The organism is Guggenheimella bovis (assembly GCF_054492335.1).
In genome coordinates this window covers 7,227-32,938 of the sequence record NZ_JBQWTF010000002.1, presented here as the reverse complement: position 1 = coordinate 32,938, position 25,712 = coordinate 7,227, and the positions used below count along the sequence as shown (strand labels likewise).

Annotated in this window: 26 protein-coding genes; 6 read left to right on the top strand and 20 right to left on the bottom strand. The window is 44.2% G+C overall.

Features of this window, described 5'->3' with window-relative positions:
* Positions 1-5: 5 nt before the first annotated feature.
* The 7 genes from ACUB3H_RS06535 to ACUB3H_RS06505 form a co-directional block, all read right to left on the bottom strand.
* A complete protein-coding gene (locus tag ACUB3H_RS06535; RefSeq protein ID WP_459129877.1) occupies positions 6-695 on the bottom strand; it encodes a TIGR03943 family putative permease subunit in 690 nt (229 codons plus the stop codon).
* Complete coding sequence (locus ACUB3H_RS06530) at positions 692-1,411, bottom strand: hypothetical protein (protein ID WP_459129876.1); 720 nt, start codon at positions 1,409-1,411, stop codon at positions 692-694. The genes ACUB3H_RS06535 and ACUB3H_RS06530 overlap by 4 nt, the downstream gene beginning before the upstream one ends.
* Complete coding sequence (locus ACUB3H_RS06525) at positions 1,404-2,207, bottom strand: metal ABC transporter permease (RefSeq protein WP_459129875.1); 804 nt, start codon at positions 2,205-2,207, stop codon at positions 1,404-1,406. Before ACUB3H_RS06525 ends, ACUB3H_RS06530 begins: the two co-directional genes overlap by 8 nt.
* The gene (locus ACUB3H_RS06520) at positions 2,200-2,922 is read right to left on the bottom strand and encodes a metal ABC transporter ATP-binding protein (protein ID WP_459129874.1); all 723 of its coding nucleotides are present in this window, start codon (positions 2,920-2,922) and stop codon (positions 2,200-2,202) included. The genes ACUB3H_RS06525 and ACUB3H_RS06520 overlap by 8 nt, the downstream gene beginning before the upstream one ends.
* Positions 2,919-3,902, bottom strand: a complete 984-nt coding sequence (locus tag ACUB3H_RS06515; protein WP_459129873.1) for a metal ABC transporter substrate-binding protein — start codon at positions 3,900-3,902, stop codon at positions 2,919-2,921. Before ACUB3H_RS06515 ends, ACUB3H_RS06520 begins: the two co-directional genes overlap by 4 nt.
* Before the next feature lie 61 nt (positions 3,903-3,963).
* Positions 3,964-4,614, bottom strand: coding sequence for a M48 family metallopeptidase (locus ACUB3H_RS06510; RefSeq protein ID WP_459129872.1), 651 nt, complete (start codon positions 4,612-4,614; stop codon positions 3,964-3,966).
* Complete coding sequence (locus ACUB3H_RS06505) at positions 4,598-5,584, bottom strand: NAD-dependent epimerase/dehydratase family protein (RefSeq protein WP_459129871.1); 987 nt, start codon at positions 5,582-5,584, stop codon at positions 4,598-4,600. The genes ACUB3H_RS06510 and ACUB3H_RS06505 overlap by 17 nt, the downstream gene beginning before the upstream one ends.
* Positions 5,585-5,672: 88 nt before the next feature.
* Here ACUB3H_RS06505 and ACUB3H_RS06500 point away from each other — a divergent pair, with 88 nt between their 5' ends.
* Entirely contained in the window at positions 5,673-6,833 is a 1,161-nt protein-coding gene (locus tag ACUB3H_RS06500; protein WP_459129870.1) for an NAD(P)-dependent malic enzyme, read from the top strand.
* Here ACUB3H_RS06500 and clpB read toward each other — a convergent pair.
* From clpB to ACUB3H_RS06480, 4 genes are all read right to left on the bottom strand, one after another.
* Entirely contained in the window at positions 6,830-9,412 is a 2,583-nt protein-coding gene (clpB, locus tag ACUB3H_RS06495) for an ATP-dependent chaperone ClpB (protein ID WP_459129869.1), read from the bottom strand. The genes ACUB3H_RS06500 and clpB overlap by 4 nt on opposite strands.
* Positions 9,413-9,508: 96 nt before the next feature.
* Complete coding sequence (locus ACUB3H_RS06490) at positions 9,509-10,036, bottom strand: GyrI-like domain-containing protein (protein WP_459129868.1); 528 nt, start codon at positions 10,034-10,036, stop codon at positions 9,509-9,511.
* Positions 10,037-10,066: 30 nt separating this feature from the next.
* Positions 10,067-10,777 (bottom strand): hypothetical protein, encoded by a 711-nt coding sequence (locus tag ACUB3H_RS06485; RefSeq protein ID WP_459129867.1) that lies wholly within the window; start codon positions 10,775-10,777, stop codon positions 10,067-10,069.
* The gene (locus ACUB3H_RS06480) at positions 10,774-11,232 is read right to left on the bottom strand and encodes an RNA polymerase sigma factor (protein ID WP_459129866.1); all 459 of its coding nucleotides are present in this window, start codon (positions 11,230-11,232) and stop codon (positions 10,774-10,776) included. The genes ACUB3H_RS06485 and ACUB3H_RS06480 overlap by 4 nt, the downstream gene beginning before the upstream one ends.
* A gap of 79 nt (positions 11,233-11,311) precedes the next feature.
* Between ACUB3H_RS06480 and ACUB3H_RS06475 the strand changes: the two genes are divergently transcribed.
* Together ACUB3H_RS06475 and ACUB3H_RS06470 are read left to right on the top strand one after the other, a co-directional pair.
* Positions 11,312-12,382, top strand: coding sequence for a DUF362 domain-containing protein (locus ACUB3H_RS06475; RefSeq protein WP_459129865.1), 1,071 nt, complete (start codon positions 11,312-11,314; stop codon positions 12,380-12,382).
* Positions 12,379-13,236 carry a polyphosphate kinase 2 family protein gene (locus ACUB3H_RS06470; protein WP_459129864.1) on the top strand — a complete coding sequence of 286 codons (858 nt, stop codon included), beginning with the start codon at positions 12,379-12,381 and terminating at the stop codon, positions 13,234-13,236. The genes ACUB3H_RS06475 and ACUB3H_RS06470 overlap by 4 nt, the downstream gene beginning before the upstream one ends.
* On the opposite strand, the gene ACUB3H_RS06465 is transcribed toward ACUB3H_RS06470, so the two are convergent.
* Positions 13,222-14,157 carry a DUF3829 domain-containing protein gene (locus ACUB3H_RS06465; RefSeq protein ID WP_459129863.1) on the bottom strand — a complete coding sequence of 312 codons (936 nt, stop codon included), beginning with the start codon at positions 14,155-14,157 and terminating at the stop codon, positions 13,222-13,224. The genes ACUB3H_RS06470 and ACUB3H_RS06465 overlap by 15 nt on opposite strands.
* 271 nt (positions 14,158-14,428) lie before the next feature.
* Here ACUB3H_RS06465 and ACUB3H_RS06460 point away from each other — a divergent pair, with 271 nt between their 5' ends.
* Together ACUB3H_RS06460 and ACUB3H_RS06455 are read left to right on the top strand one after the other, a co-directional pair.
* Positions 14,429-16,168 (top strand): ABC transporter ATP-binding protein, encoded by a 1,740-nt coding sequence (locus ACUB3H_RS06460; RefSeq protein ID WP_459129862.1) that lies wholly within the window; start codon positions 14,429-14,431, stop codon positions 16,166-16,168.
* Positions 16,155-17,915 carry an ABC transporter ATP-binding protein gene (locus ACUB3H_RS06455; protein WP_459129861.1) on the top strand — a complete coding sequence of 587 codons (1,761 nt, stop codon included), beginning with the start codon at positions 16,155-16,157 and terminating at the stop codon, positions 17,913-17,915. The genes ACUB3H_RS06460 and ACUB3H_RS06455 overlap by 14 nt, the downstream gene beginning before the upstream one ends.
* A gap of 44 nt (positions 17,916-17,959) precedes the next feature.
* Here the strand turns inward: ACUB3H_RS06455 and ACUB3H_RS06450 are convergent, their stop codons facing one another.
* Both ACUB3H_RS06450 and ACUB3H_RS06445 read right to left on the bottom strand, forming a co-directional pair.
* Complete coding sequence (locus ACUB3H_RS06450) at positions 17,960-19,204, bottom strand: hemolysin family protein (RefSeq protein ID WP_459129860.1); 1,245 nt, start codon at positions 19,202-19,204, stop codon at positions 17,960-17,962.
* Between the two features lie 238 nt (positions 19,205-19,442).
* The gene (locus ACUB3H_RS06445) at positions 19,443-20,096 is read right to left on the bottom strand and encodes a GntR family transcriptional regulator (protein WP_459129859.1); all 654 of its coding nucleotides are present in this window, start codon (positions 20,094-20,096) and stop codon (positions 19,443-19,445) included.
* 67 nt (positions 20,097-20,163) lie between these two features.
* Here ACUB3H_RS06445 and ACUB3H_RS06440 point away from each other — a divergent pair, with 67 nt between their 5' ends.
* Positions 20,164-20,706, top strand: coding sequence for an NUDIX hydrolase (locus tag ACUB3H_RS06440; RefSeq protein ID WP_459129858.1), 543 nt, complete (start codon positions 20,164-20,166; stop codon positions 20,704-20,706).
* 9 nt (positions 20,707-20,715) lie between these two features.
* Here the strand turns inward: ACUB3H_RS06440 and ACUB3H_RS06435 are convergent, their stop codons facing one another.
* From ACUB3H_RS06435 to ACUB3H_RS06410, 6 genes are all read right to left on the bottom strand, one after another.
* Complete coding sequence (locus tag ACUB3H_RS06435) at positions 20,716-22,092, bottom strand: leucyl aminopeptidase (protein WP_459129857.1); 1,377 nt, start codon at positions 22,090-22,092, stop codon at positions 20,716-20,718.
* Positions 22,093-22,114: 22 nt separating this feature from the next.
* Positions 22,115-22,894: a ZIP family metal transporter gene (locus tag ACUB3H_RS06430; protein ID WP_459129856.1), complete on the bottom strand. Its 780-nt coding sequence runs from the start codon at positions 22,892-22,894 to the stop codon at positions 22,115-22,117.
* A gap of 9 nt (positions 22,895-22,903) precedes the next feature.
* Positions 22,904-23,422: a GNAT family N-acetyltransferase gene (locus ACUB3H_RS06425; RefSeq protein ID WP_459129855.1), complete on the bottom strand. Its 519-nt coding sequence runs from the start codon at positions 23,420-23,422 to the stop codon at positions 22,904-22,906.
* A 52-nt stretch (positions 23,423-23,474) separates the two neighbouring features.
* Positions 23,475-23,702, bottom strand: a complete 228-nt coding sequence (locus ACUB3H_RS06420) for a helix-turn-helix domain-containing protein (RefSeq protein WP_459129854.1) — start codon at positions 23,700-23,702, stop codon at positions 23,475-23,477.
* Positions 23,686-24,096 (bottom strand): hypothetical protein, encoded by a 411-nt coding sequence (locus ACUB3H_RS06415; protein ID WP_459129853.1) that lies wholly within the window; start codon positions 24,094-24,096, stop codon positions 23,686-23,688. The genes ACUB3H_RS06420 and ACUB3H_RS06415 overlap by 17 nt, the downstream gene beginning before the upstream one ends.
* Before the next feature lie 124 nt (positions 24,097-24,220).
* Positions 24,221-25,712 (bottom strand): Cna B-type domain-containing protein (locus tag ACUB3H_RS06410; protein WP_459129852.1); only part of this gene is annotated, 1,492 nt, incomplete at its 5' end.

Below are 25,712 nucleotides of genomic sequence, written 5' to 3'. Positions count from 1 at the left end.
TCCTCCTATGGATACAGGTAGATGCTTTCTGGAGCTTCCACCTCGCGAATGCTTTCTACTATAAAGAGGGGAAACACTTCTCCCCCGTTCTTTCTTCGTACAAAAGTCCCCGTGACTTCTACCCACTTACCGACTTTGTCAAACGAAGCCCCTTGAACCTCACAAGGAAATCCGACGTTCACTTCTTCCTCAGCTCCTTCTCTAATAAGAGGTCTCGACAAAAAGAATTGATTTCCCTTATAACGTTCATCCTGACTCGTAAAGCCTAATAAAGTGAAGCGCTTTCCTGAGACGTTCGTAAAATTCTCATAGGCCTGGTTAGCTACCGTCTGAAAGAGCTCTGCATCGCTTCTTTCTAGTAACGCTCCCGTTTCACCGAACTCCGTATGTGTCACCTCGACCTCGATCTTTCCTTCTTCAACGACACGGGTCTCTGGCATAAAGAGAATTCCTAAGAGAATAGGAAGAAAGAGCACCATGATCGAAGCATCCTTCTTTAGCTCTTTCTTTCGATGCGTAATGAGAAAGAGAACGCTAAAGAAAAAGACTAGAACAAGAGCCGCCCCTAAACTAATGAAAGGAAATGACTCATAGCCAACGAGGTCGTGGATCTTCGAGCTTTCAAGAATTCGATTGAGCGAGAGGTAAAAGAGAGCAAAGAAGATGAGGTAGGCCTTTTCCATCACGTGCTTCATAGGAAGCCTCCTAGTGAAAAGACGAGGTTTAGAAGGATGCTAACAAGAAGTACCGTAGCCATTTTCTTCTTATTACTAGAATCAACGACTGAGAGATCAGCCGCAATGAGGCCTGCAATGAAGGTGCTCGTTTCAAAACTAAAGAGAAAGCCCTCTAGATAAAAAGAACTTGCTACAGAGGGTACTCGAAGAAGTAGGACCACGAGAACCATAAAGAGAATCGAAAGAAACGGATTCTTTCCAATGAGTCTTAAGGTAGAAAAAGGAAAGTAGGTGTGAAAAAGCGAGATGAAAAAGGACGCAAAGATGGCACACTTACTGAACGTTAAAAAAGCATCCATGGTGCGACTCATAAAGTTGTCATAGGTAAAGGCTTCTCTTTCTTCCCTCACCTTTTTCTCTTTCAGGATAAATGATGCCAAAAGAATGGATACGACCGCTATGGCGATTCGAGCGAGAAGCATCTTCACATCTTTAAAGACAAAGTGCATCACGTAGAGCGAAATGGGGTTTAACACGCGACTTACAGGATTCGCCTCTACTCCCAAAAGACGGGTAATGGCGTAATAGACACTTCCCAGTAAAAGAAAGGGCAAAGCTTTTAAGAGTTTAGAAGACATGATCTCTACTAAAGATCCTGAAACGTCCTTAGGTAGCACGATACATATGATTAGAATGAGCACTGAAAGCATGATCTCCCAGTATTTCTTAATCATTGCCCTTTCCTCCTAAGAGCGAGCTAAAGACAAAGAAGACGGCTTCAACAACGACGATGCTTGCACCGGTTGGAAGATTGAAGTAAAAACTTCCCACGACACCGATGAGGACACTCAAGACGTTTATGAGCGCGGAATACACGAGAAGTCCTTTAAAGCTCTTTGAAAAGTTAAGTGCACTCGATGCAGGGAAAACGATCATGGCACTAATAAGCATCGTTCCTACGATGCGAATACCGAGGACTACGGTGACACCCGTTAAAACACTTAAAAGGTACGTCAGTCTTTCCGTCTTCATTCCACTTGCAATACAGAACTCTTCGTCGTAAGTGATCGCAAAGAGATCCTTATAAAAGATCCATACGGTAAAGACCGTCACAAGGCCAAGGGCGACAGAAAGCACCACCTCTTCATTGGCAATGACTAAGATAGAACCAAAGAGGTAGCTAAAGAGATCGACGCCAAAGCCTTTATTGAGACTCGAAAGAATCACACCGAGTGCGATCGAAAAGTTAGATACGAGTCCGATGGCTGCATCGCTATTGACGTGCTTAGCACTTAATCGTTGAATGACGAGAGATGCAAGAATCACGAGCGGTAGCGTGAGGATTAAAGGTTCTCCTATAAGTAAAAGGCTTAACGCGACAGCCGCAAAAGAGACGTGTGCAAGGCCATCGCCGATCATCGACTGCTTTCTTAGGACTAAAAAGACACCTAAGAGAGCAGAACTTACCCCTACGACACTACCTACGACTAAGGCTTTTATCATGAAGGGATATTTTAATAACTCAATCATGGTGCCTCCAACAAATTTGATGCTGTGCTGCACCAAAGTAGTGACTCATCTCTTCACTATGGCAGAAGTCTTCATAATCGCCGAAGAATCGAAGCGTATGGTCGAGTAACATGAGTTCCGAGCTATAGCGACCAGCGCTTGAAATATCATGCGTTACAAGGACTATCGTCATTCTCTTACTGAGCTTTGTAAGTAGCTCATAAAAGCTTTCTCGAATCTGCGGATCCAGTGCACTCGTCGGTTCATCCAAGATTAAAAGCTTCGGGTCGTTTACCAATGACCTCGCCAGGTGAACTCGTTGAAGCTCTCCACCGCTCAAGTTTCCGATCCGTCTCGCCTTTAAACGGTCCATCTCGAGCTCCGAAAGAATCGCGTGAATCTTTTCCTTATCTTCTTTCGTAAGAAGCTTCGGTGGCTTCTTTCTCGATAAGAGTCCCATCGACACGACTTCCTCTACAGAAGCCGGAAACGTCTTCTCTTTTCTAGAAAGAAGCTGAGGGAGGTAACCAATGTCCTCCCTTTCGATGAATCGAGTAATCGTTCCCTCGTAATCGTTAACGAGCCCTAAAAGTGCTTTCATTAAGGTCGTCTTACCGGATCCATTGGGGCCAACGACCGCTAAGAAACTTCCTTCTTTTAACGCAAAAGAAACGTCTTGTAAGACGTTTGATTTGCCGTAGCTTAAGCTTAAGTTTTTTACCTCAAAGAGATTCATTCCATTCCTTTTTTCAAGTTTTCAATGTTTTGCTTCATAAGGTCGACGTATCCGACTCCCTTTTCGAGGTCTTCTTTCGTTACATTATGAAGACCATGAAGAAGAACGAGCTCTGCTCCCGTTTCATTACTGATGAGCTTTGCGATTTTCGGTTCAATGATCTCTTCATAGTAGATCACCTTTTTCGTTCTCGCCTTCATGACGTCTACGAGTTCTGCCATGGCTCTACTTGAAGGCTCTTGATCAGGAGAGAGGCCTTCGTAAGCGGTGATAAACTGGATACCATAGCGCTTTGAGAGATAACCAAAGACTTGGTGACCACCGAAGATGACGCTCGGTGTATCGGTTCCTTTAACAAGTTCTGAAAGGCTCTTATCGAGACCTTCGAGTTCTTTAATTAAAGCATCTGCGTTCTTTTGAAAGTATTCCTTGTGAGCAGGAGATGTTACAGAAAGTGAGTGAAGTACATGAAGTGCCATGTCTTTGGCATTGACGGGATCGGTCCAGATATGTGGATCGAGTTCGCCTTCTTCATGATGCTCTTCTCCTTCGTGTGATTCTCCAGTTTCTGTCTCGTGACCTTCTTCTTCATGGTGATGACCTTCGATCATCTCGATACCTTGAGAAAGGTCTACAGCGACAACGCCTTTGACATTTTCCTTCACGAGCTTATGAACCCAAGGTTCCATGTTCTCTCCGGTATAGAAGAAGAGGTCTGCTTTACTTAGTAGTTCAATGTCCTTTGGTGTCGGTTCAAAAGAGTGTGCCTCTACACCAGGAGGAAGTAAGAGCTTACTTTCTACCTTATCTCCTCCGATGATGCGAACAAAGTCATATTGAGGAAAGAGACTCGATACGACGACGAGTTTCTTCTCAGGATTTCTTATTGTCTCTGTTGTTTCATACGTTTCCGGTGGATTTGTCACCGTACAACCTGCTAGTAAAATCACTGCTAAAACGAGTGATAGAATGCGTTTCATGTGTGTATACCCCCTTGTTGCAAACGATTCGCAATTATTGTATACACCTTTTTATTTGCTGTCAATCATAGAATACATCGTCTCTTTTTAATTCTTTATGAAGTTCCCAATAATTAGGAAGAAACTTTTCTAAGGAAGCATAAAATCGAGACCCGTGGTTTGGTACAAAGAAGTGAACGAGTTCATGTACAAGGACGCTTTCGATCACTTCTTTCCTGAAATACGCAAGTCTTGAATTCATTCGAATCGTTCGCTTCGATACCGTCGCACTTCCATAGCGTGTCTTCATTCTTCGGACACTTAGGCCATTTACCTTTATGCCTAGTTTTTCCTCCCAAAAAGGAAGAAGCTGCATTAGAACTTCCTCGAGAAGCTTCTTTTGAAAGTCAAAAAACAGTTCCTTGGCATCTTCCTTTTTTTCCAAAGGAAAGATGATCTCATCCTCTTTAAGAACCATGTTATCGACTTCTTTAAAAGAAATTTGACGGACTTTTCCTAGAACGGGTACCCTTTCACTTTCTTCAAAGAGAAGGCTTCGTTTCGAATGGCTTCTCATCCATTCTTCCTTCTTCTTTAACACCTCTAGGATGCGTTCATCACTCACATGAAGTGGTGCTCTTAAGACAAAAGCATCCCCTTGTCTTAAGAGATAGAAGTTTCTAATGGGTTTTCTTTCGATCTCTACTTCAAATTCCTTAAAAGCTAGCTTCATTTCTTATCGCTTCTATGAGCTCTGTGAGCGTCTCTTCAATGGCCCGCGTACGGTATCCGAGTTCCTTTGAAGCCTTATTGTGTGAATAGAGCTCAAAGCTACTTAGCGTCGTCGCCATGTAACTCGTTAGAGGTGGTTTCTTCCTAAAAGTCTCTGCACCCCACTCAACGACGGGGGCTACGATCTTAAAGATTCCCATGGGCATGACGGCACCAATCGGCTTCTTTCCAGCAAGTCTAGAGACTTCATCGAGAATGTCTTTCGCCGAGTGATAATCACCACTTAAGATGTAATTCTCTCCACGTTTTCCCTTGTCAAGTGCACTTAGCGTCCCTTCCGCCACATCCTTTACATCGACAAAGTCGTGACCACCGCCCACGAGAACCTTTAACTTTCCAAGGAGGTAATCTCGAATCATAGGCGTCGTCATACCTTCACCTAAAGGAGCCACTCCTACAATGCCTGAAGGATGAACCATGACCATGTCCATTCCCGCATCCATCGCTTGAATCGCATAGCGAGAGGCCTTGGCTTTACTCTTTGCATACTGACCGATGACGCGGTCTTCGTCAAATTCACGAATCTCACGCTTTACAAGGCCTAAGCGACGCATCGGTATGGCGTGAACGCTACTCACGTAGACGAGTCTTCCCGTATTCAGTTCTTGACAGACTTCGATGGTGTTTCTAAGTCCAGTGACGTTTACGTCAAAGAGCTCATCCACCGGCTTCTTTTCAATCGTAATGATCGAGGCACAGTGAATGACCTCGGGCTTTTCGTACTTTGAGATACAATCTCTTAAAGATTCCTTGTTTCTCGTATCCCCTACGAAGACAGGAACACCGAGTACTTCTAGGTAGGGACTGGGATGATTACTAAAAACGATGGGCCTGTCTCCTCTTTGTGCAATTTGACGCACGAGCTCAGAACCTAAAAATCCAGCACCACCGATCACTATGATTTCTTTCATCTCTGACTCCTTTTAGTCTACATCTCTATCATACAGCATCTAAGCCACTCTTAGCATATTTATGGTATGATTTTTCTAGGAGGGCGATATGACTATTTTTGAAAAATCAGTAGAAGCACATAAAACTTGGAGAGGAAAAGTTAAGACCGAGCTCAAATGCTCCTTAGAAAACAAAGACGACCTCTCTCTCGCCTATACACCGGGCGTGGCTGAACCATGCCGAAGAATACACAAAGATCCCGAGAGCGTCTATGAGTACACCTGGAAGTCGAATACGGTAGCTGTCGTGAGTGATGGAACAGCCGTTTTAGGCCTTGGCGATATCGGTCCCATGGCTGCACTTCCCGTCATGGAAGGAAAGTGTGCACTCTTTAAGCGCTTTGCTGGAGTCGACGCCGTTCCGATCGTACTCGATACCAAAGACACCGAAGAGATCATCTCCATCTGTAAAGCCATCGCACCGACCTTCGGAGGAATTAACCTCGAGGACATCAGTGCCCCACGCTGTGTAGAGATCGAAACAAGACTAAAAGAAGAGTTAAATATCCCCGTCTTCCACGACGATCAGCACGGAACCTCGATCGTTCTGGCGGCTGCACTCATGAACGCCTTAAAGCTCGTAAAAAAAGACTTCTCAGAGTGTCAGGTTGTTCTATTAGGAACGGGAGCAGCTGGAAGCTCTATCGCAAAGATGCTCACACACTTAGGCGTTAAGGATATCTTCGCTTTTCGCCGTAAGGGAATTATTCGAAAGAGCGACGAAGATAACGCACTTATAAAAGAGCTCGCTGAGATCACGAATAAAGAGGACCATGATTATAACTTAGAAGACGCCATGAAAGAAGCCGATATTTTTATCGGCGTAAGCGGCGGAAATCTAATCACAAAAGACATGGTTCGTTCAATGAAAAAGGATGCCATCGTCTTTTCCATGGCAAACCCCGATCCTGAGATCACTTACGACGACGCCAAGGAAGCTGGAGCAAGAGTTGTAGGCACGGGTCGAAGCGACTATCCGAACCAGGTTAATAATGTCCTAGCATTTCCCGGGCTCTTCCGCGGAGCACTCGATGCGAGAGCAGAAAAGATCACAGAGGAAATGAAGCTCGCTGCAGCCAAGGGACTCGCTTCTCTTATTACAGAAGCTGAACTAAGTGAGGACTATGTCATTGTAAATGCCTTTGATGAAAGGGCTGCAAAAGCTGTAGCAGAAGCCGTTATAGAATGTAAAAAAGCTGAGACCCGTTAATGGGTTTCAGCTTTTCTAATGATGAGCTTTTGATCCTCTACATCGATCACTGCTTGATCCCCTGGTAGAATATCATTGGCTAAAATGCTTCGAGCGAGCAACGTCTCTGCATGTCTTTGTAGGTATCTCTTTAAAGGTCTTGCACCGAAGTTTACATCATAGCTTTCCTCGATGACAAAATCCTTGGCTTTATCAGAAATCGTAAGATCGATATCTTGTTCTTTCAGTCGCTCCTTTAGATCCTTTAAAAGGATATCGATGATCGACTTCATGTCGTTCTTCGTAAGCGGTTTATAAAGTACGATCTCATCGAGACGATTTAAAAACTCTGGGCGGAAGCGTAAGTGCAGTTCGCGGTCAATCGCTTCTCTTGCCTCTTCTTTAATCTCTCCCATATCATCGATTCCACCTAAGAGATACTCACTTCCGAGGTTTGAAGTTAAGATGATGATCGTGTTTTTAAAGTCCACGGTTCGTCCTTGTCCGTCTGTAATTCTTCCGTCGTCCAAGACTTGAAGTAGTACGTTAAAGACATCGGGATGGGCTTTTTCAATTTCATCAAAGAGAATAACGCTATAAGGTTTTCTTCGAACGGCTTCTGTAAGTTGACCACCCTCATCGTAACCGACGTATCCTGGAGGCGCTCCGATCAAGCGGCTCACGGAATGTTTTTCCATGTATTCAGACATATCGATACGAATCATGCTCTTTTCAGAATCGAAGAGTAATCTACTCACGCTTCTTGCAAGCTCAGTCTTTCCGACACCGGTGGGTCCTAAGAAGAGGAAACTTCCAATGGGTTTCGATGGATCTTTTACACCTGCACGGCTTCTAAGAATAGCATCCGAAACCTTCGATACGGCTTCATCCTGTCCGATCACTTCTTCATGAAGGTGCTCTTCAAGGCTTAAAAGCTTTGTACGCTCCGTTTCCATGAGCTTATCGAGTGGAATGCCCGTCCAGCGACTGACGACACCAGCGACTTCTTCTTCCGTGACTTTTTCTCTTAGAAGCTCATGATCCTTTGGGGTCTTCAAATCCTCAAGTTCTTTTTGAAGCTTTGGAAGCTCGCCGTACGTAAGCTCAGCAACTTTTTCGAGGTCGTAGTGGCTTTGTGCCATCTCGATCTCATGCTGAACGCGTTCAATCTGTTCCTTTAACACATTGACTCTATCGACTGATTCTTTTTCACGCTTCCACTTCGATTCGAGTGAACCGTATTCTTCCTTGAGTTCACTCACTTCCCTTTGAATCTCAGAAAGACGTTCCTTACTCTTTTCGTCCGTTTCCTTCTTAAGGGCAGCGATCTCGATCTCTTTTGTCATGATCTTTCTATGAATTTCATCGAGCTCTACTGGCATCGACTGCATCTGCGTCTTAATAAGTGCACAAGCTTCATCGATGAGGTCGATCGCTTTATCCGGTAGGAAACGATCTTGAATGTATCGGTCAGAAAGGGTTGCAGCCTGAATGAGTGCCGCGTCACTAATCTGTACGCCGTGGAAGATTTCATAGCGTTCACGAAGACCACGTAAGATCGTGATCGTCTCTTCCACACCAGGTTCTCCTACGAGTACCGGTTGGAAACGTCTCTCGAGGGCCGCATCCTTTTCAATGTACTTTCTGTATTCATCGAGCGTCGTCGCACCGATACAGTTGAGTTCACCTCTCGCAAGCATGGGCTTTAGCATGTTTCCAGCATCCATGCTTCCTTCTGTTTTTCCTGCACCAACAATCGTATGGAGCTCGTCGATAAAGAGGATCGTCTTTCCTTCACTCTTTTTAATCTCTTCGAGTACGGCCTTAAGACGTTCTTCAAATTCACCGCGGAATTTAGCTCCTGCGATAAGTGAACCCATATCTAAAGCAAAGATGGTCTTATCTTTTAGGCTTTCTGGAACGTCTCCGCGGACAATTCGCTGTGCAAGTCCTTCTACGACAGCTGTTTTACCTACACCTGGTTCACCGATTAAGACCGGGTTGTTCTTCGTCTTTCGAGAGAGAATTCGAATGGCTCTTCGAATCTCTTCATCTCGACCGATGACAGGATCTAAGGTATTCTTTCGAGCACGCTCCACAAGATCGGTTCCATATTTCTTTAACACTTGGTACGTATCTTCAGGAGAATCACTCGTAACGCGCATAGAGCCTCGGATGTCCTTTAAAACAGCAAGGAGCTTTTCCTTTGTAAGTCCTGATTCTTTAAAGAGCTTTGAAAGCGCTGTCTTTGATTCAGCGATCGCAAGCATCACGTGTTCTACACTTAAATACTCATCTTGCATCGACTTTTCAATGCGCTCTGCTTCATTAAGTAGCATTAAGGTATCGTTTGAAATGACAGTCTTTACATTTCCTGAGACCTTTGGTTTTTTCTCTACTACACGCTTAACTTCTTGTTCTAACGTTTTGACATCGGCCTTACAAGCCGTAATGAGCTCTCTTGCGAGTCCTTGTTCGTTTTCAAGTAACCCTAAGAAGAGATGTTCCGGATCAATCTGGGTGTTCGCATATTCTGTGGCAATGAAGTTCGCTTGATTGAGCGCTTCAATTACATTCTTTGTCATCTTTTCGTAGTTCATATCTCCTCCTATTAGCACTCGTTATCTTCGAGTGCTAATTTTATTATACACCCTTTTATTCCCCTGTCAAGCAAGAAAAAAACAGCTTTCGCTGTTTTATTCCTTAAACATATCTCCGAAGAGCATCTTTCGGATATCCGTATAATCTTTCGGTAATTCTGACCCCGACATATCTACAGGAACGAAGATATAGACTTCATCCTTTTCCCCAGAGTAGAACTCCTTCGTGTAGACTTCAAAGTCATAGCTGTCGGCAGGCTTTAATCCGAGTTCTGGTAGAATCTCATCGTAGATTTTTTGATACGTGCTTCCTAAGCTGTCCGCATTGGAGTCGTGCACGACAGCCACGTAGTTCTCGTGGTTTACATACCAAGCTTGCATTCCTTGAGGTACGGTATCTACGCGATCGACCTCGACACCTGCAAGGTATTGAATCTTATCTTCACCGCTATAGAGAGGCTCGGAAAGACCATAGAAGTGCGTATCCTTATGGATGTTTGGAATCTCCTCTACGCGCTTACTAAGTTCTGTCCAGACCTTCATCACTTCGTCGTAGTCATTCTCACCCGTATAGGCGACACCGACGATCATGCGTTTTTCTAATCGAACAATTTCAGGTTTCATTCGCTCTGTCTCCTTTAGTGCCTATATACCCTATTCGAGCCAAGCAGGCACACTGAACCATTCGAATTCATCACTGGGATTAAAAAAGACGTAGATCGGTACGAGCTCTTGTTCATTTAATTCCCTCGGTGTATAGGTTAGAACAATGTGGAATCTCGATAACACTTGATTTGGATACTTCTTTTGAAATTCTTCCTTAGCATCAGATAGCGAGCGGATGGGCTTACTTTCTTTTCTCAAAAAACCAGTGAGAGGTTTCCCATCGAGGTAGTAGGTTGCATGAAAGCTTATAAAGGTCTCCTCTGGGTCATTCGACCGAGTAAAGGACAGTGTTAGACCAGAAGAAAGCGTCTTTTCTTCATTCTGTTCTAGCGTAATTTCCCCTTCCCCTCTTACAAAGCCAGGAAGCTTCTTCACACCAGCTGTATCGACTTGTTCCCGCTCTAAGAACGAAAAGGGAACCACCATCTGTCTAGCACTTTCCTTCGCATCTGCCATGGCCTCGCTATCTACCTGACTCTCTGAAGGGACACTCTCACTCAACGGCTTCATAGCTGAATTCTTAACGTTCATATTGCTTAGTGGAAAAGTGAGAACAGCAAGAAAGAGGACGGCTGCTGCAGCCACATAGAAGATGTAAGTGGGACGCTTTTTCTTCGTCAGCTTTTGAAACATTCGGTCCTTTTGTTCTTCAGTCGGTTTTATAGAATCGATTCTCTCGATCAGCTCTTCTCTTTTCATTCTTCCTCCCATTCGATTCGAAGGAGCTCCCTCGCCCGAGCGAGTCTCGAACGAACGGTAGAAGCGTTGATATCTAAAGCTTTTGCGATCTCATCACCCTTGTATCCTTCGTAGTAGTACATATATAACACGGTCTTAAGTTCATCGGGAAGCTTGAGGACAATTTCTAATATCTCGTCTCTCTCATCATTCGTTCCTAGAACCTCTTCGAGATCCTCTAGGTTCGTCTTGTTCTTACGAAACCAATGGGAAAGCATGTTTTTACAGACATTCGTGACCGTTACGATGAGAAAGGCCTTTTCGTGCTCTAAGGAATCAAACTCCCTGGGCGATTTCATCAAGTTCAAAAAGGCTTGCGTCGTAGCATCCTCAGCATCGTATGAATTTTTCATGTACAGCATCGCCACACGGTAGACCGTATCTACCTGCCTCTTATAGATTGCTTCTATGTTCATCGTTCCTCTTTCTAATAAACAAACGAAACGGGTAATTTGTCCACGAAGTGGTATACTTTCTATGAGGTCATTCTACCATATGAAAGTATTTATTAAAGCTCAAGATCACTATGAAAGAGAACCCATTTACGAGCATGTAAGAGCCATGCTAGATAGCGTCGATTGGTCCGATAAAAATTCTATACTCATAAAGCCAAACCTCTTAACGGCAGCTGAGGTATCAAAGAACGTGACGACTCACCCGTTTGTGGTGGAAGCTGTCGCAAGATATTTCTTAGCATTAGGAAAAAAGGTTACGATCGCTGATAGTCCCGGTGGACCGATGTCCCTCGGTGAACTCAAAAGGACGTATCAAGTGACAGGGCTAGCGGAGATTCCAAAGAACTTTCCTGTCGTATTAAATGAAGATCTACGTGCCGAAGTGATCGAGCTTAAGGACGCTAAGGCTTTAAAGAAGACGGAGATATTAAAGGTTGCCCTTGAGGCCGATGCGATAATCAATGTCTGTAAGCTTAAGACACATTCCATGATGACCTATACCGGTGCAGTAAAGAACCTCTTTGGACTGATTCCCGGTTTAAAGAAGGCCAAGCACCATCTTCTTTTAAAAGACCGTTATCAATTTGCAGACCACCTCATAGACCTCGCCCTTCAGGTGAAGCCGGATTTTTCTATCATGGATGCGATCGAAGGTATGGAAGGAAACGGGCCCGGTGGAGGAACGACGATCAAGGTTGGAGTCCTCTTAGGTAGTGAAAATCCCTTCGCTTTAGATGAAGTAGCGATGGAAATTGCAGCCATTCCAAAAGCCAAGGCTCCCATTCACGTGAGGGCCAAGCTTCGTGGCCTCATCCCAGAAATTGAACGAGAAGGAGAGATGAAAAGCGTTCCCTTTAAGCTTCCTTCATCACTAACAGTCCACGGACTTCCCCGATTCTTTGAGCACATCTTTGAAAACAACGTCTACTTTAATAAGAATAAGTGCATTCGCTGTGGACGGTGTAAGGCCATCTGTCCCCCTCAAGCGATTACGATAACAGACTACCCCCAAGTCGACCGCAAGAAGTGCATCCGCTGCTTCTGCTGTCACGAGGTCTGTCCCGTCGAAGCGATCGACATTAAAAAATCCATCTTTAGGAGAAACTCATGAAAACAGAAAAATACTTTGCAGATCCCAAAAACTTCAAACTAAAAGACTTTGACACAAGCGATACAGGTAACTTTAAAGACAAGACCGAAGTCGAAGAAAAGATGAAAGAAAACCTCACTGAACTCAGTGAGCTTCAAGACGTCTTCTATGCTTCAAACAAGTATTCGCTTCTTCTCATCTTCCAAGCCATGGATGCCGCTGGTAAAGATGGTACCATAAAGCACGTCATGAAAGGCGTGAACCCACAAGGCTGTCAAGTCGTTAGCTTTAAGCAACCTTCATCCGAAGAACTCGACCACGACTACCTCTGGCGTGCCATGAAAAACCAACCGGAGAGAGGCCGCTTTGGTATCTTTAACCGTAGCTACTATGAAGACGTCTTAGTCGTTAAGGTCCATAACCTCCTAGAATCCTCACAGCTTCCAAAAGAACTTCTCACGAAGGATGTCTTTGAAAAGAGATACCGTCAAATTAAAAACTATGAGGAATATCTAACGGAAAACGGCATTATCGTCCTAAAGTTCTTCTTAAATATCTCCAAGGAAGAACAGGCAAAACGCTTCCTCGAACGCATCGATGATGAGTCGAAGAACTGGAAGTTCTCCATGGGCGACGTCAAGGAAAGAAAATACTGGGATGAATACCAAAAGGCCTACGAAGAGGCAATAAAAAACACCTCCACGAAGGAGGCGCCTTGGTACGTGATTCCAGCAGACCATAAGTGGTACATGCGTTATCTCGTAAGTGAAATTATTATTGATAAGCTAAAGAGTTTAAAGCTTGAGTATCCGAAACTCACAAAAGAGCAACTTCAAGAACTTCAAGTGGCTAAGGAAGCTCTACTTCATGAGTGATGCTTTGTTGTAGAGCTCCACTAGAGCATGATAGTCCGAGTAAAACTGGTCGATTCGCGTAGGATCGACCTTTTTTTCTGCCGTTAGCGTCTCTAAGATGGACCTTTCTGTCTCTAAAAAGAGCTCGTTTAAAGAAAGAAACTTCTTGGCGTTTTCTTCCGTCCACTTCGACTTACTGAGTGCCTTCTTCTGCGAGACGAGTCCTTCGAGTTCTGCGTGCATCTTTGATGAAACACTCTCTGCATTTTTCATGATATCGAGCGAATACTCTTCATCGAAACGAATCTTATTAAGCTCTACAGAGAGCTTTCTCGCTTCGATTAAGATCGTAAGAACCGCCTTGTTCCAGTCGTCCTTCTTCTCTGTGTAGTGCTTTAGCGTAAGTTCATCGTTTGTAAGCTGAAGATTCGAGAGACGATCGGCATAGATACTCATCTTTCCATCGAGCGTCAAGAATTCGCTGTCGATCTTTTTAAAGAGTGCTTTTGCTCCACGATAGTCATCCTCTTCAAAGCGCTTTTCTTTATAGTACTTCTCCATCTCTACAAGGTCGTTGAGAAGAGCGTCGATGTCTTTTAAAAGAATCGTACATTCCTTATCGAGCTCATGGTGCGTCGTCGATCGCTTTAAGGTTTCATCTATCTTTTTCAAGCGATCTTTGACATGACGGACGTTTCCCATGTCGAAGGAAGAGATGTCAAAGTTCTCTTGGTTATTCGGATAGAAGGTCGAATAGAAGACGTTACTCAACCCATTGATGGTTCCTGAACTATCTTTACCATAGACGACCTCGTAGATCTCTACGTAGGCATCCATCGTATCAATATAATTTTTACTCGTTAGATCAAAAGCGTCTTCTGTGTTGTGACAACCCACAAAAAAGAGAGCACTCAAGATCATGAAAAGTACGTATTTTTTCATAGAAATCCTTTCATTCTCATATTATACTGTAAATCAGAAAAAAAGCCTACTTCAAAAAATGTTTGACAAATGGATTCCAGTTTGGTAGCGTTAAATTATCAAAGGAAAGGAGGTTATATCAAAATGACAAAGTTAAGAAGTACTAATAAGAATAATTACATAACCTCCCCCATTCTATATTAATTAGAACCTAGGGGGGCTTTGCCCCGTACAGTAGCGCACCTGTAAGGGTGCGCTATTTTTGTGCGCAAATTCATACCTTGGAGACGTTATGTTTCGACCGTTTAAAAAATTATCCTGGTTCATAAAGATGAACCGAAAAAACTACATCATCAGTATGTCACTTCTGATACTGAGCTATGTCGTGATCATCATTCCACCAAAGATACTCGGCGACATTGCAGATACATTGAATACCGGTACGATCACGAGAGAAGAACTCATGACGAAACTTACGATCTTTGCTATCGTCGTCATTATTAACTACCTAAATAACTACGGCTGGTCTTTCTTCCTCTACAGGAGTTCTGACTCGCTCTCTTTTGAGACGAGATCGCGCCTTATGAATAAGTTTCTAAAGCAGAGCCCCATCTTCTATGAAAAGAACAGCACTGGTTCTCTCATGGGAAAGAGCACGAATGACGTCAATGCACTGAGTGAATTCGCAGGCTTCGGCTTTATGAGTTTAACCGATGCTACCCTCTATCCGCTCTCACTCATCATCGTCATGGCGACGACCGTTAGCTACAAATTGACCTTTTTTTCGATTCTTCCACTCCCACTCATCATGGTCGCAACAAGACTACTCGATAAGGAGTTCAATAAGACCTTTACAGCTGTTCAAGAAGCCTTTGACGAGATGAACGATAAAGTGCTTGAAAACGTCAGTGGTGTACGCGTCGTAAGAAGTTACGTCCGTGAAGAACACGAGATCGAGGTCTTTAAGAAGCTCGCTAAAAAGAACTACGATGTCAACTTTAGACTTCAAAAACTCATATCGCTCTGGGGGCCACTCGATCGCATCATTCCTGCCGTAAGTACTGTGATCGCCCTTGTCGTTGGTGCTCGTTACATCGCCCTAGGAACGCTATCGATCGGTAAGCTCATTAGCTTTACAATCTATCTCGGTATGCTCATCTGGCCGATGATGAGCTTTGCCGAATACTACACGGCAGCAAAGGAAGCTGATACGGCCATGGACCGTATTCAGGAACTTTGGGATTACAAGGAAGAGGTCGTGGATAAAGAAAATGCTCTGACGCTCGAGGGCTTCGACACAATCGAGCTTAAGGGATTAAACTTCCGCTATCCATCAGCTGAAGAAGATACGCTTAAAGACATTACTTTTACGCTTAAGCGCGGTGAGACACTTGGTATCGTCGGTAAGATCGGCTCCGGTAAGACGACACTCATCAAACAATTATTACACCTCTACCCGATAAAAGAGATGCTCTATATTAACGGCTCTCCCATCGAAGACTATTCACAGCATTCCCTTCGTAGTCACATCGGATACACCCCTCAAGCCCATGTTCTCTTTTCAAAGACGATCCGTGAGAACATCGAGTTAGGACTTAGAGGTACTGGAGATATTCAGTCTGCGATCGATGCGAGCGACTTTACGAAGGACTTAGCTCAGCTTCCAAGTGGCTTAGAGACGCTCACCGGTGAAAAAGGCATCAGTCTTTCAGGCGGTCAAAAGCAGCGCATCTCGATCGCAAGAGCGATCATTTCGAACCCTGATCTTTTGATCCTCGACGACTCGCTTTCAGCAGTCGACGCTACGACGGAAGCGAACATTTTAGGAAACATCAAATCGCTTCGTTCGGGAAAAACTAACATCATTTCAGCTCACAGGCTTTCAGCCGTAAGCCACGCCGACCTCATTCTCGTCCTCGACGAGGGACGCATCATCGAGCGTGGAACCCACGAAGAACTGATCGCTCTCGGCGGTTGGTACAAGGAACAATATATTCATCAGCAAATGGAGGTAACCCATGAAAACAGATAAGAGATATCGCCTCCGTAAGCTCATAAGCTATGCTTTAAGAACCAAATGGACACTCCTTTTCGGTCTGATCTTTACCATCCTCGCTGTACTATCAGACCTCCTAGGACCCTACCTCATCGGAGATATTCTAGATAACGAACTCGTTAAGAACATCGGAATAAGAGATGTAAACTCCTTTACACTAAAGGTGAGCCTCTTCTTTGTAAGTGTCTTACTAGCGAGCGGCCTTAGACTTGCTCACTTCTTTTGCTTTCAAAAGAGCGCACACGATGTGAGCCTCTTTATGCAAGAAGAGCTCTTTGAGCACGTTCAGACACTGCCCATCAGTTACTTTGACCGCCTCCCTGCAGGGAAGGTCGTAAGCCGCATTACAAACGACACCAAGGACGTAAAAGTGCTCTTTCAGGTCGTCCTGGCTCAAATTTCAACGGCGTTCTTTTACGTAGTGGGCGTCTACGTGAGCTTATTCTTACTCGACTTCAAGCTCGCACTCATTGCGCTCTTTCCAGTGCCCATCATCCTTTTACTCTTTAGGCACTTTCGAATTAATAGCGCCAAATACAACGCCGTCTACCGTGAAAACCTCTCTGAACTCAACGCCAATCTAAACGAAAGCATTCAGGGAATGGAGATCATTCGAGCCTTCGCAAAGGAAGATGAGACGTACGACAACTTCCAAAAGGTAAACCAAAACATCTTTGATGCCAACATAAAGCTTCTAAACCTCGAGTGCTACTCCGGTTGGAATGCCATGAGTACACTTCGTTTTGTAACCATCGGACTCGTCCTTCTCTACTTCGGACTGAGCTTTCTTTCGGGCCGTGCTGATACCAAGGTTGGTCTCCTCTACGTCTTCATCGACTACGTAGGAAAGATCTTCGATAACTCGCAAAATATCATTCAAAGACTCGGACAGCTTGAAAAGGCCAACTCTGCGGCAGATCACATCTTCTCTCTTTTAAAAGAAAAGGGAAACCCAGAGTCACACGAACACAACCCGCTTCAAGGTAGCATTGCCTTTGAAGACGTTAGCTTCTACTATAAAGATGAAGAATGGGTGTTAAAGGATGTGAGCTTCACAGTACCTCAAGGAAAGACAGCGGCCTTCGTAGGTCATACAGGAAGTGGGAAGAGCACCATCATGAACCTCCTTCTTCGCTTCTATGACGTACAGAAGGGACGCATCACGGCCGATGGAAAAGACATTCGAGAGCTCAACGTAAAAGGCTTTAGAGACCACATCGCGATCGTCCTTCAAGACCCCTTCCTCTTTAAAGGAGACGTCTATTCGAACATCACTTTAGGCGATGAACGAATTACAGAAGAAGACGCACTACGAGCCTTCTTAGAGGTCGGCGGTGAAGAGTTTTTAAGAAATCACCCCGAAGGAATCCATACACCTATTCAGGAGAAGGGAAATAATTTCTCAAGTGGTGAAAGACAACTCATTAGCTTTGCGAGAGCACTCGCGAAAAATCCCAAGATCTTAATTCTCGATGAAGCGACAGCAAACATCGACTCCGAAACGGAACGAATCATTCAAAAAGGTACGGAGCGTCTGAAAAAAGACCGAACGACCTTACTCATTGCTCACAGGCTTTCGACCATCAAGGATGCTGATCAGATCTACGTCCTAAATAAGGGAAAAATCATTGAGCATGGAACACACCAAGAACTAATCGATAAGAATGGTGCCTATAAAGAGATGTACTTAGATCAATCGAAGAGCAGTAGAGCCGAGGCATAGCCCCGGCTCTATTTTTTCTATTAAAAAACTCCACAAAAGTGGAGTTATGTGATAATTCGTAAGCTATCGATGCGATTTTTATCGACCTTTTCAACCTTGAAGGTAATGCCGTCGACCTCGATCGTCTCACCCTCTTCCGGTAAACCACCGAGTTCTCCCATGATAAAGCCTCCAATGGAGTCAAAGTCTTCGGATTCGATATTGACGCCGATCATGTCGTTTACGAGGTCAATTCTTGCCGATCCATCGACGATGTATTCGTCTTCTTTAATCACTTCGATTTCTTCGTTTTGTTCGTCGTATTCATCTGCGATTTCACCGACAATTTCCTCTACGAGATCTTCCATGGTAACGATACCAGATGTTCCACCGTATTCGTCTAGTACGACGGAGAGAGGAATGTGGTTTTTACGCATGTCGTCAAAGAGTTCTGCTGTACGTTTAAATTCGTAGGTGAAGTTCGGTTCTCGCATGATGTTCTTAACAGAGAAGTCTTCACCCGTACAGCCTAAGAGAATGAGATCTTTAATGTAGAGAACGCCGACGATGTTATCGATCGTCTCTTCATAGACCGGGAGTCGACTAAATTGCTCCTTGCGGAAAATTTCTAAGACTTCATCGAGCGTATCCGTCGTCTCGATAGCGATCATTTCCGTACGAGGCGTCATGACATCCTTTGCCTGAGCATCGCCGAACTCAAAGACGTTGTAGATCATTTTCTTTTCGTCCGATTCAAGTACCCCCTCTTCGTGAGAGACGGTAACCATCGTCTTAAGCTCATCTTCTGTAATGTGTGGTCCATCGTCATCATGCTTGCCACCCAAAAGAACAACAAGACCATGGGTCAAGAACATGATGATCTTTGTAATAGGACTTAAGATCGAGACGAAGAGTCTGATGGGCCTTGCTACGCGCAAGCTCCAGGTGTCTGAATTCTGTGCTGCAATACTCTTCGGTGTGATCTCACCAAAGATGAGAATGAGAAGCGTCATCACGAGAGTCGACCAAACGATACCGCCTCCTGAGAAGTACTTCGTAAAGAGTACGGTGATGATCGATGTTGCAGCGATGTTTACTAAGTTATTGCCGACTAAGATCGTTCCGAGCATCCTTCTAGGATTCTCTGTCAGTGCTAAAACCGTTCTCGCATTTTTTACATCCTCTTCGACTAAATGCCGAAGGCGGATCTTACTGAGACTCGTTAAAGCCGTCTCACTCAGTGAAAAGAATGCTGACATTAATAGTAGAAAAAATAATAGTACTATCTGCCACGCGTCACTAGGGTCCAAAATGTTCACTCCTTTTTTCAAATAAATTCGTACGAAAACATAATACCATAAATAAAGAAGTTTGATAAGAGATTCCATAACAAAGCGAGCGCCATTTTCATGGCGCTCAAAAAAGGAAGAAAGATATGATGAGCAAGGTCTTCCATCAGCACTGGTGACAACTTATTTTTTATCATAGGTTGCCTGTCCGATTCTATTATACCCCACATTTTGAAAAGAAGACAAAAAAAATCCGAATTTATTCGGATTCTTTTGGTGATACAAAATCTTCAACGCGCTTTACGTTGTCGTCGGCATTTCCCACGTACATAATAATGTCACCCTCGTAGAAGATAAGTTCAGGTCCTGGTGATAATACGAGGTGTCCTTCCCTTTGAATGGCAATTATCGTAGCTCCAGTGTGCTTCCAGAATTGGACCTCACCTACGGTGTGACCTATGAGCTTGGACCCTTTTGTAATTTTAGCTTCAAGCGGATTAATCATCCCTGAGTTTCTAAGGATCATCGCTTGCTCTATGATGTGATCGATCTTTGCATTCATAATGGTATCGATCGCTTGACGCTCTTCCATGAGGGTCTTTAAGTTTTCTCGCATGAGAAGGATCTTATCTTTATGCTGGAACTCTAAGATGTATTCCTTTGCCTTCTCCTGACTTAAAACGACGATTCCTTTTCTTTCGATGACCTCTACAACGCCAAATTCATGCAAAAGACTTACGGCACGGCGAATCGTCTCACTGCTTACAGAATACTTCCCAGAAAGCGTAGAGCGCCCCTTGATCGTATCTCCTTCCTGCCATTCTCCTTGAGAAATGCTATAAGCGATATCGACGGCGATCTTTTCATATCGAGATGTATTTTGGTCTAGAATTTTCACACGGCCTCTGGTCATACTTTCCCCCTCTTTTCTTTAAGGGTATAATAGCATAAAAGACGTTACCATTGCAAAAGGAGAAATCATGAAACCTTGGAAGACACTGAAACAAGAAGTACTCTTTGAAAATCCATATATTAAGGTGCTTCTAGATAATGTAGAACTACCGAACGGAGTGCAAATCGATTCCTTTTGCCACCTACATTTCCCCACTTGGGCTAATGTCGTAGCCTTTACAAAAGAACAGAAGATCATCCTCGTAAAACAGTTTCGCATCGGTATCGGTGACTTTACGATAGAGATTCCAGCAGGAACGGTGGAGCCAGGAGAGGATCCGAAGGATGCTGTAATAAGAGAGCTCTTAGAAGAGACGGGATATACAAGCACGAAAGAACCCATCTTACTTAAGAAGATGCACCCGAATCCTGCGAACTCCGATAATGAATCCTATACCTTCATACTCTTTGACTGTGAAAAAACGCACGAACAAATTCTCGATATAGCAGAAGATATTGAAGTTCTTTTGGTTTCTATGGAAGAATTAAAGGAACTAATCGATATGGGTACAATTAGTCAGATCTTTACGACAACTGCATACTACTTAGCAAATGAGTACACAAAAAAATAGGACTGAGTCCTATTTTTCCTTTACAAAGTAGTATAGCATTTTCGTTCCAAAGCCCGTTGCACCAGCATCGAAGACGCCCTTTGGACTCATGCGGTAACTCGTACCAGCGATGTCTAGGTGAATCCATGGTGTATCGTCGATGAAGGCTTCGATAAACATACCAGCAGTCGTTGCTCCTGCTCCGACGCCTCCTGAGTTCTTAAGATCTGCAAAAGGTGTCTTTAGAAGCTCACGGTATTCTTCAAAGTCTGGTAGTGCCCAAGCATGCTCATGAGCCACTTTACTAGCCTTTAGAAGGCGATCCATAACCTTTTTATCGTTTGCATAAGCTCCTAAGCTCACATTTCCTAGAGCTATAGCACAAGCTCCTGTGAGTGTTGCAATGTCTAACATGACAGTCGGATGGAAGCGTCTTTCCGTATAGGTTACGGCATCTGCTAGAGTCAATCTACCTTCAGCATCGGTCGAATGAATTTCAATTGTCTTTCCGTAGAGTGAACCGATGATGTCACCATTCTTATAAGCATCGCCGTCGATCATATTTTCACAAGCCAAGACGATTCCTACGACGTTTTCTTTGACCTTATTTAAAGCAAGCGCTTTGATGGCACCGATGACTGTAGCTGCACCTGTCATGTCGGTAAACATGGAGAACATGCCGTCTGTCGGTTTAATACCATAACCACCGGAGTCATAGGTGAGACCTTTTCCGATGAGTGCCATGACTTTATCGCTTTCAGGGTTTCCCTTGTAGTTCATGACGATTAAGCGAGGCTCTTTGTCGGATCCTCTTGCCACTTGTAAGAAGGCTTCAAGCTTTAATTCTTCAATGTCTTCTTTACCGTAGACTTCTACCTCTACGCCGACAGCTGTAAGCTCATCGACTGTAGTCTTTGCAAGTGTCTCTGGATAGAGGTCATTACTTCTTGTATTAGCGAGGTCTTTTGTAAGTGTTTGACCTAAAGCGATACCCTTTACTTCCTTGAGTGCTTCTTCAAAGCCTTTGACGCCTGTGAGGTAGATGGCTTTTAAGCTCGACTCTTCTCTTTCTTTATAGCGATCGAAGAAGTAATCTGCCGTTAAAAGTCCTTCACAGAAGAGCTTAAAGTGTTCTTCATCGAGGATACTTACATCAATGGTCGCATCCTTTACGTGAGCCTTTCGAAGTGCCTTTTGAAGGCTAATTCCTACTTCGAGGGCATCCTTTTTCTCACCGAGTCCCCATAAAAGTGTTGAAGTACCTGAGACATTTCCATAGCTTTCATTCTTCTTACCTGAGAAGAACTTGCCCTTCTTCGATTCTAGGTACAATTCGTCTGTCGACTCATGTGCTTCATCTAAAAGTATAATTTGTTTTCCGCGACCTTTTTTTAATTCGAGATCCATAGATCCACCTTTCTTTTATTCATTAACCCAAAGCGACATCGAGAACCATCATGACCGTAAAACCTAGGCCAAAAAAGATCGTTCCCCAGTTTGAGTGTTCGCCTTCTGACATGTCGGGGATGAGTTCCTCGACGACTACGTACATCATAGATCCTGCTGCAAAGGCCAAGGTGTAAGGTAGTATTGGCACGATGACGTTTGCTAAGAGAATCGTTAGAAATGCTCCAATGGGCTCTACAATGCCTGAAAGCATTCCTGACATGAAGGCTTTTTTCCTACTCATGCCTTCTGCTCGAAGGGGCATCGAAATGATCGCACCCTCCGGAAAGTTTTGAATTGCAATACCGATAGAAAGAGCTAACGCTCCCATAAAGCTAAGCTGGGTTTCCCCAGTAATGAGACCCGCAAAGACGACTCCGACGGCCATTCCTTCAGGAATGTTATGGAGTGTAACAGCAAGGACGAGCATGGTCGTCTTTTTAATGTGAGCCTTTAGACCCTCCTGTTCTCCAGAGGTGTGGAGGTGTGGGATAATATGGTCCAAGGCCATTAAAAAGAGAATTCCGATCCAAAAGCCAACGAAAGCTGGTAGAAAGGACAAGGATCCCATTCCACTCGACTGTTCGATCGCTGGAATGAGAAGACTCCATACGCTCGCTGCGACCATGACACCAGCCGCAAAGCCACTAAGGGAACGCTGTAAAAAGGAGCTCATCTGGTCTTTCATAAAAAAGACAGCACTCGCTCCTAAGGTCGTACCGATGAGTGGGATTAATATTCCAATGATGATTTCTGTCGTCATTCTACACCCTTATTCGATTTCCTCTAAAAGAGCCTCATAGTAGATCATGTCGATCCATTCGCCTGCCACTTGAACTTCCTTCTTTAAGAGACCTACTTCTCTAAATCCAGCACGTAAGAGAACTTCTTGGCTATCAGGACTATCCGCACGAGCTCTCGTAATCGCTTTATGAATTACGGCATCCTCTTTGACGCGCTTTAAAACATCATAGAAGCCATTTTCTTCAATAAAGAGACGCGTATCTACTTCTCCAATGCGGCCGAAGATGTTGGCTTGATAAAATGGTTCAGGCACAAAGTCAACAAAGCTAATACGTGCAATGACTCGGTCCTCATGAAGCACTATATAGTGAAAATTCTCTTGTGCCATGTGCTCTTCCATGAGCATATGTTGAGCGCGTTCAAAGTTCTTCTTTTCGAAGTAGGAATCCGGTCTACGAACGCCTAAGAGATCAAAGTGAGCACGATTTTCTAAATCAAATTGGTAAAGTCTTTCAAATAAATCGGGGTGAATTGTCGTTACTTCCATAATCCCTCCTATCTTCTTCTATATTATAACATGCAATAGAAAAATGGAGTCGTTATGACTCCATTTCATCGTCTTTTTTCGGGATAAATTCAAGTATTTCTCCAACATCACAAGCTAGTTCTTCACAGATGCGCTCTAAGGTAGAAAAGCGCACTGCTTTTGCTCGCCCATTTTTTAAGATTGATAGGTTTGCTTGTGTAATTCCCACGCGTTTACTGAGTTCTTGCACCTTGACCTTGCGCTTTGCCATCATAACATCGAGATTAACGACGATTGGCATAAAATCGCTCCTCGTAACGAAGCGATGCGTAGAGAAAAGCAAAGGCTCCAAGGTGATAGCTAAAGAGCATGAGTAATACAGGAAAGATCTTGTAATCGAGGTGCACGAGAACGAGTAGCATGACGCTCTCATAGAGAATACTGAGGAAAAATCCAAAGAGATTTAATAACTTCCAGTCCCTTGTATTTTCTTGATATTGGACCTTTACAAAGAGCCAAACGCTCGAGGAGAAATAGAGAAGGCCGACAAGTAGCGTCGCTTGAACTGCAGGATGATCACTGACATTCGAGTGATGCTTAAGTACAGCGATCTCGGGAAGTAACGTCGACTGTAATGAGAACACCAGAAAGAGAAAGAGTATAAACAATCCTTTTACGATACGCTTTGAATTCATCTTGACCTCCTTAAGAAGAGGATACCACAAAACATATCGATTATCAATATATTTATATCGATAATCGATATGTTTTTAGGTAAAACAAAAGGACCGTCGCGCGCGGTCCTTCTGTCTTAAAATCTTATCGCTTTGCACGCTTTAGCGTGTAAATACCTGCTAATAGGAGTGCAATGGCTGCGAATAGTGTAGTGCTTGTAGCATCACCAGTCTTAGGCAATGTGTTGTTTTCACGTTGTGGCTTCGTATTACCAGTCGTTTCACGATCTGGTGCTACGTTTCCACCAAAGCCGTTGACTGTATTCGTAATGTTGTAACCATTGTAGCTTGCTGTATAGCCAGCTGGTACAACTTCTTCAACGTGGTAGCTATAGACGTTTCCGTCTGCGTCCTTCATTACAACTTCTTCGAACTTGTAAGTCCAGCCGGAAGCTGCCGATACGACGACTTCTTGTATGATGTCGCCCGTGGCATCGTCGATGAGTCTTACGATAATGCTTGCTGGTCTTTCTGCTGCGGTGTCTCCGATCCAATTCTTTTGACCGTTAATGGTTGTCACTTCTGGTTGAGGTGGAACCGGTTGATCTGGAGTCTTCGTGTTGATTAGGTTATATCCATTCGTGCTTACGGTATAGCCGGCTGGAACGACCTCTTCTACACGGTAACTGAATGTTTTACCAGTACCGTCCTTCGTCATGATATCGGCGAAGCTGTACACCCAGTTTGTTGCTGCAGTGACTGTAACTTCCTTCACTACCTTACCTGTTTCAACATCGATGAGTCTTACGACGATGCTTTGTGGTCTAGTAGCTTCGGTGTCACCAACCCAGGACTTGGTTCCTGTGATGGTCGTGTACTCAGGTGGAGTTGTCGTCTTGGTGTTTACAATGTTCATGCCTTGATAGCTTGCAGTGTATCCAGCTGGTACGACTTCTTCAACGCGGTAGCTGTACGTCTTACCTTCAGCATCCTTTGTAAGGACTTGAGTGAATGTGTATTTCCATCCCATCTGAGCCGTTACTGTAATCTCACGAACGAGGTTTCCGGTAGCCACGTCGTAGAGTCTTACTACAATGCTTTGAGGTCTCGTTGCATCGGTATCACCGACCCACGTCTTTTGACCTGAGAGATCCGTATAAGTCGGATTGTTTGGTGTCGTGTTCTTCGTGTTTGTGATGTTGTAGCCAGAGTAGCTAACGGTGTAGCCTGCTGGGACAACTTCTTCAACACGGTAAGTGTACGTTCTACCTTCAGCATCCTTTGTCATGACATTCGTAAAGGAGTAGGTCCAGTTTTCAGTAGCACTTACTGTCTTCGTTTGAACGACCTCACCCGTCACTGCGTTTACGAGACGAACAGTGATCGAGGTTGGACGTTCTCCTTGAGTATCTCCGATCCAGGACTTGGAACCTGAAATCGTCGTGTACTCTGGATTCTTTGGAGTTGTGTTCTTCGTGTTCGTGATGTTGTAGCCAGAGTAGCTAGCTGTGTAGCCTGCTGGGACAACTTCTTCAACACGGTAAGTGTACGTTCTACCTTCAGCATCCTTTGTCATGACATTCGTAAAGGAGTAGGTCCAGTTTTCAGTAGCACTTACTGTCTTCGTTTGAACGACC

Bases quoted from the DNA above. Each gene is read 5' to 3' on its own strand.
- ACUB3H_RS06535 (WP_459129877.1), bottom strand. From the start codon at position 695: ATGAAGCACGTGATGGAAAAGGCCTACCTCATCTTCTTTGCTCTCTTT.
- ACUB3H_RS06530 (WP_459129876.1), bottom strand. From the start codon at position 1,411: ATGATTAAGAAATACTGGGAGATCATGCTTTCAGTGCTCATTCTAATC.
- ACUB3H_RS06525 (WP_459129875.1), bottom strand. From the start codon at position 2,207: ATGATTGAGTTATTAAAATATCCCTTCATGATAAAAGCCTTAGTCGTA.
- ACUB3H_RS06520 (WP_459129874.1), bottom strand. From the start codon at position 2,922: ATGAATCTCTTTGAGGTAAAAAACTTAAGCTTAAGCTACGGCAAATCA.
- ACUB3H_RS06515 (WP_459129873.1), bottom strand. From the start codon at position 3,902: ATGAAACGCATTCTATCACTCGTTTTAGCAGTGATTTTACTAGCAGGT.
- ACUB3H_RS06510 (WP_459129872.1), bottom strand. From the start codon at position 4,614: ATGAAGCTAGCTTTTAAGGAATTTGAAGTAGAGATCGAAAGAAAACCC.
- ACUB3H_RS06505 (WP_459129871.1), bottom strand. From the start codon at position 5,584: ATGAAAGAAATCATAGTGATCGGTGGTGCTGGATTTTTAGGTTCTGAG.
- ACUB3H_RS06500 (WP_459129870.1), top strand. From the start codon at position 5,673: ATGACTATTTTTGAAAAATCAGTAGAAGCACATAAAACTTGGAGAGGA.
- clpB (WP_459129869.1), bottom strand. From the start codon at position 9,412: ATGAACTACGAAAAGATGACAAAGAATGTAATTGAAGCGCTCAATCAA.
- ACUB3H_RS06490 (WP_459129868.1), bottom strand. From the start codon at position 10,036: ATGAAACCTGAAATTGTTCGATTAGAAAAACGCATGATCGTCGGTGTC.
- ACUB3H_RS06485 (WP_459129867.1), bottom strand. From the start codon at position 10,777: ATGAAAAGAGAAGAGCTGATCGAGAGAATCGATTCTATAAAACCGACT.
- ACUB3H_RS06480 (WP_459129866.1), bottom strand. From the start codon at position 11,232: ATGAACATAGAAGCAATCTATAAGAGGCAGGTAGATACGGTCTACCGT.
- ACUB3H_RS06475 (WP_459129865.1), top strand. From the start codon at position 11,312: ATGAAAGTATTTATTAAAGCTCAAGATCACTATGAAAGAGAACCCATT.
- ACUB3H_RS06470 (WP_459129864.1), top strand. From the start codon at position 12,379: ATGAAAACAGAAAAATACTTTGCAGATCCCAAAAACTTCAAACTAAAA.
- ACUB3H_RS06465 (WP_459129863.1), bottom strand. From the start codon at position 14,157: ATGAAAAAATACGTACTTTTCATGATCTTGAGTGCTCTCTTTTTTGTG.
- ACUB3H_RS06460 (WP_459129862.1), top strand. From the start codon at position 14,429: ATGTTTCGACCGTTTAAAAAATTATCCTGGTTCATAAAGATGAACCGA.
- ACUB3H_RS06455 (WP_459129861.1), top strand. From the start codon at position 16,155: ATGAAAACAGATAAGAGATATCGCCTCCGTAAGCTCATAAGCTATGCT.
- ACUB3H_RS06445 (WP_459129859.1), bottom strand. From the start codon at position 20,096: ATGACCAGAGGCCGTGTGAAAATTCTAGACCAAAATACATCTCGATAT.
- ACUB3H_RS06440 (WP_459129858.1), top strand. From the start codon at position 20,164: ATGAAACCTTGGAAGACACTGAAACAAGAAGTACTCTTTGAAAATCCA.
- ACUB3H_RS06435 (WP_459129857.1), bottom strand. From the start codon at position 22,092: ATGGATCTCGAATTAAAAAAAGGTCGCGGAAAACAAATTATACTTTTA.
- ACUB3H_RS06430 (WP_459129856.1), bottom strand. From the start codon at position 22,894: ATGACGACAGAAATCATCATTGGAATATTAATCCCACTCATCGGTACG.
- ACUB3H_RS06425 (WP_459129855.1), bottom strand. From the start codon at position 23,422: ATGGAAGTAACGACAATTCACCCCGATTTATTTGAAAGACTTTACCAA.
- ACUB3H_RS06420 (WP_459129854.1), bottom strand. From the start codon at position 23,702: ATGCCAATCGTCGTTAATCTCGATGTTATGATGGCAAAGCGCAAGGTC.
- ACUB3H_RS06415 (WP_459129853.1), bottom strand. From the start codon at position 24,096: ATGAATTCAAAGCGTATCGTAAAAGGATTGTTTATACTCTTTCTCTTT.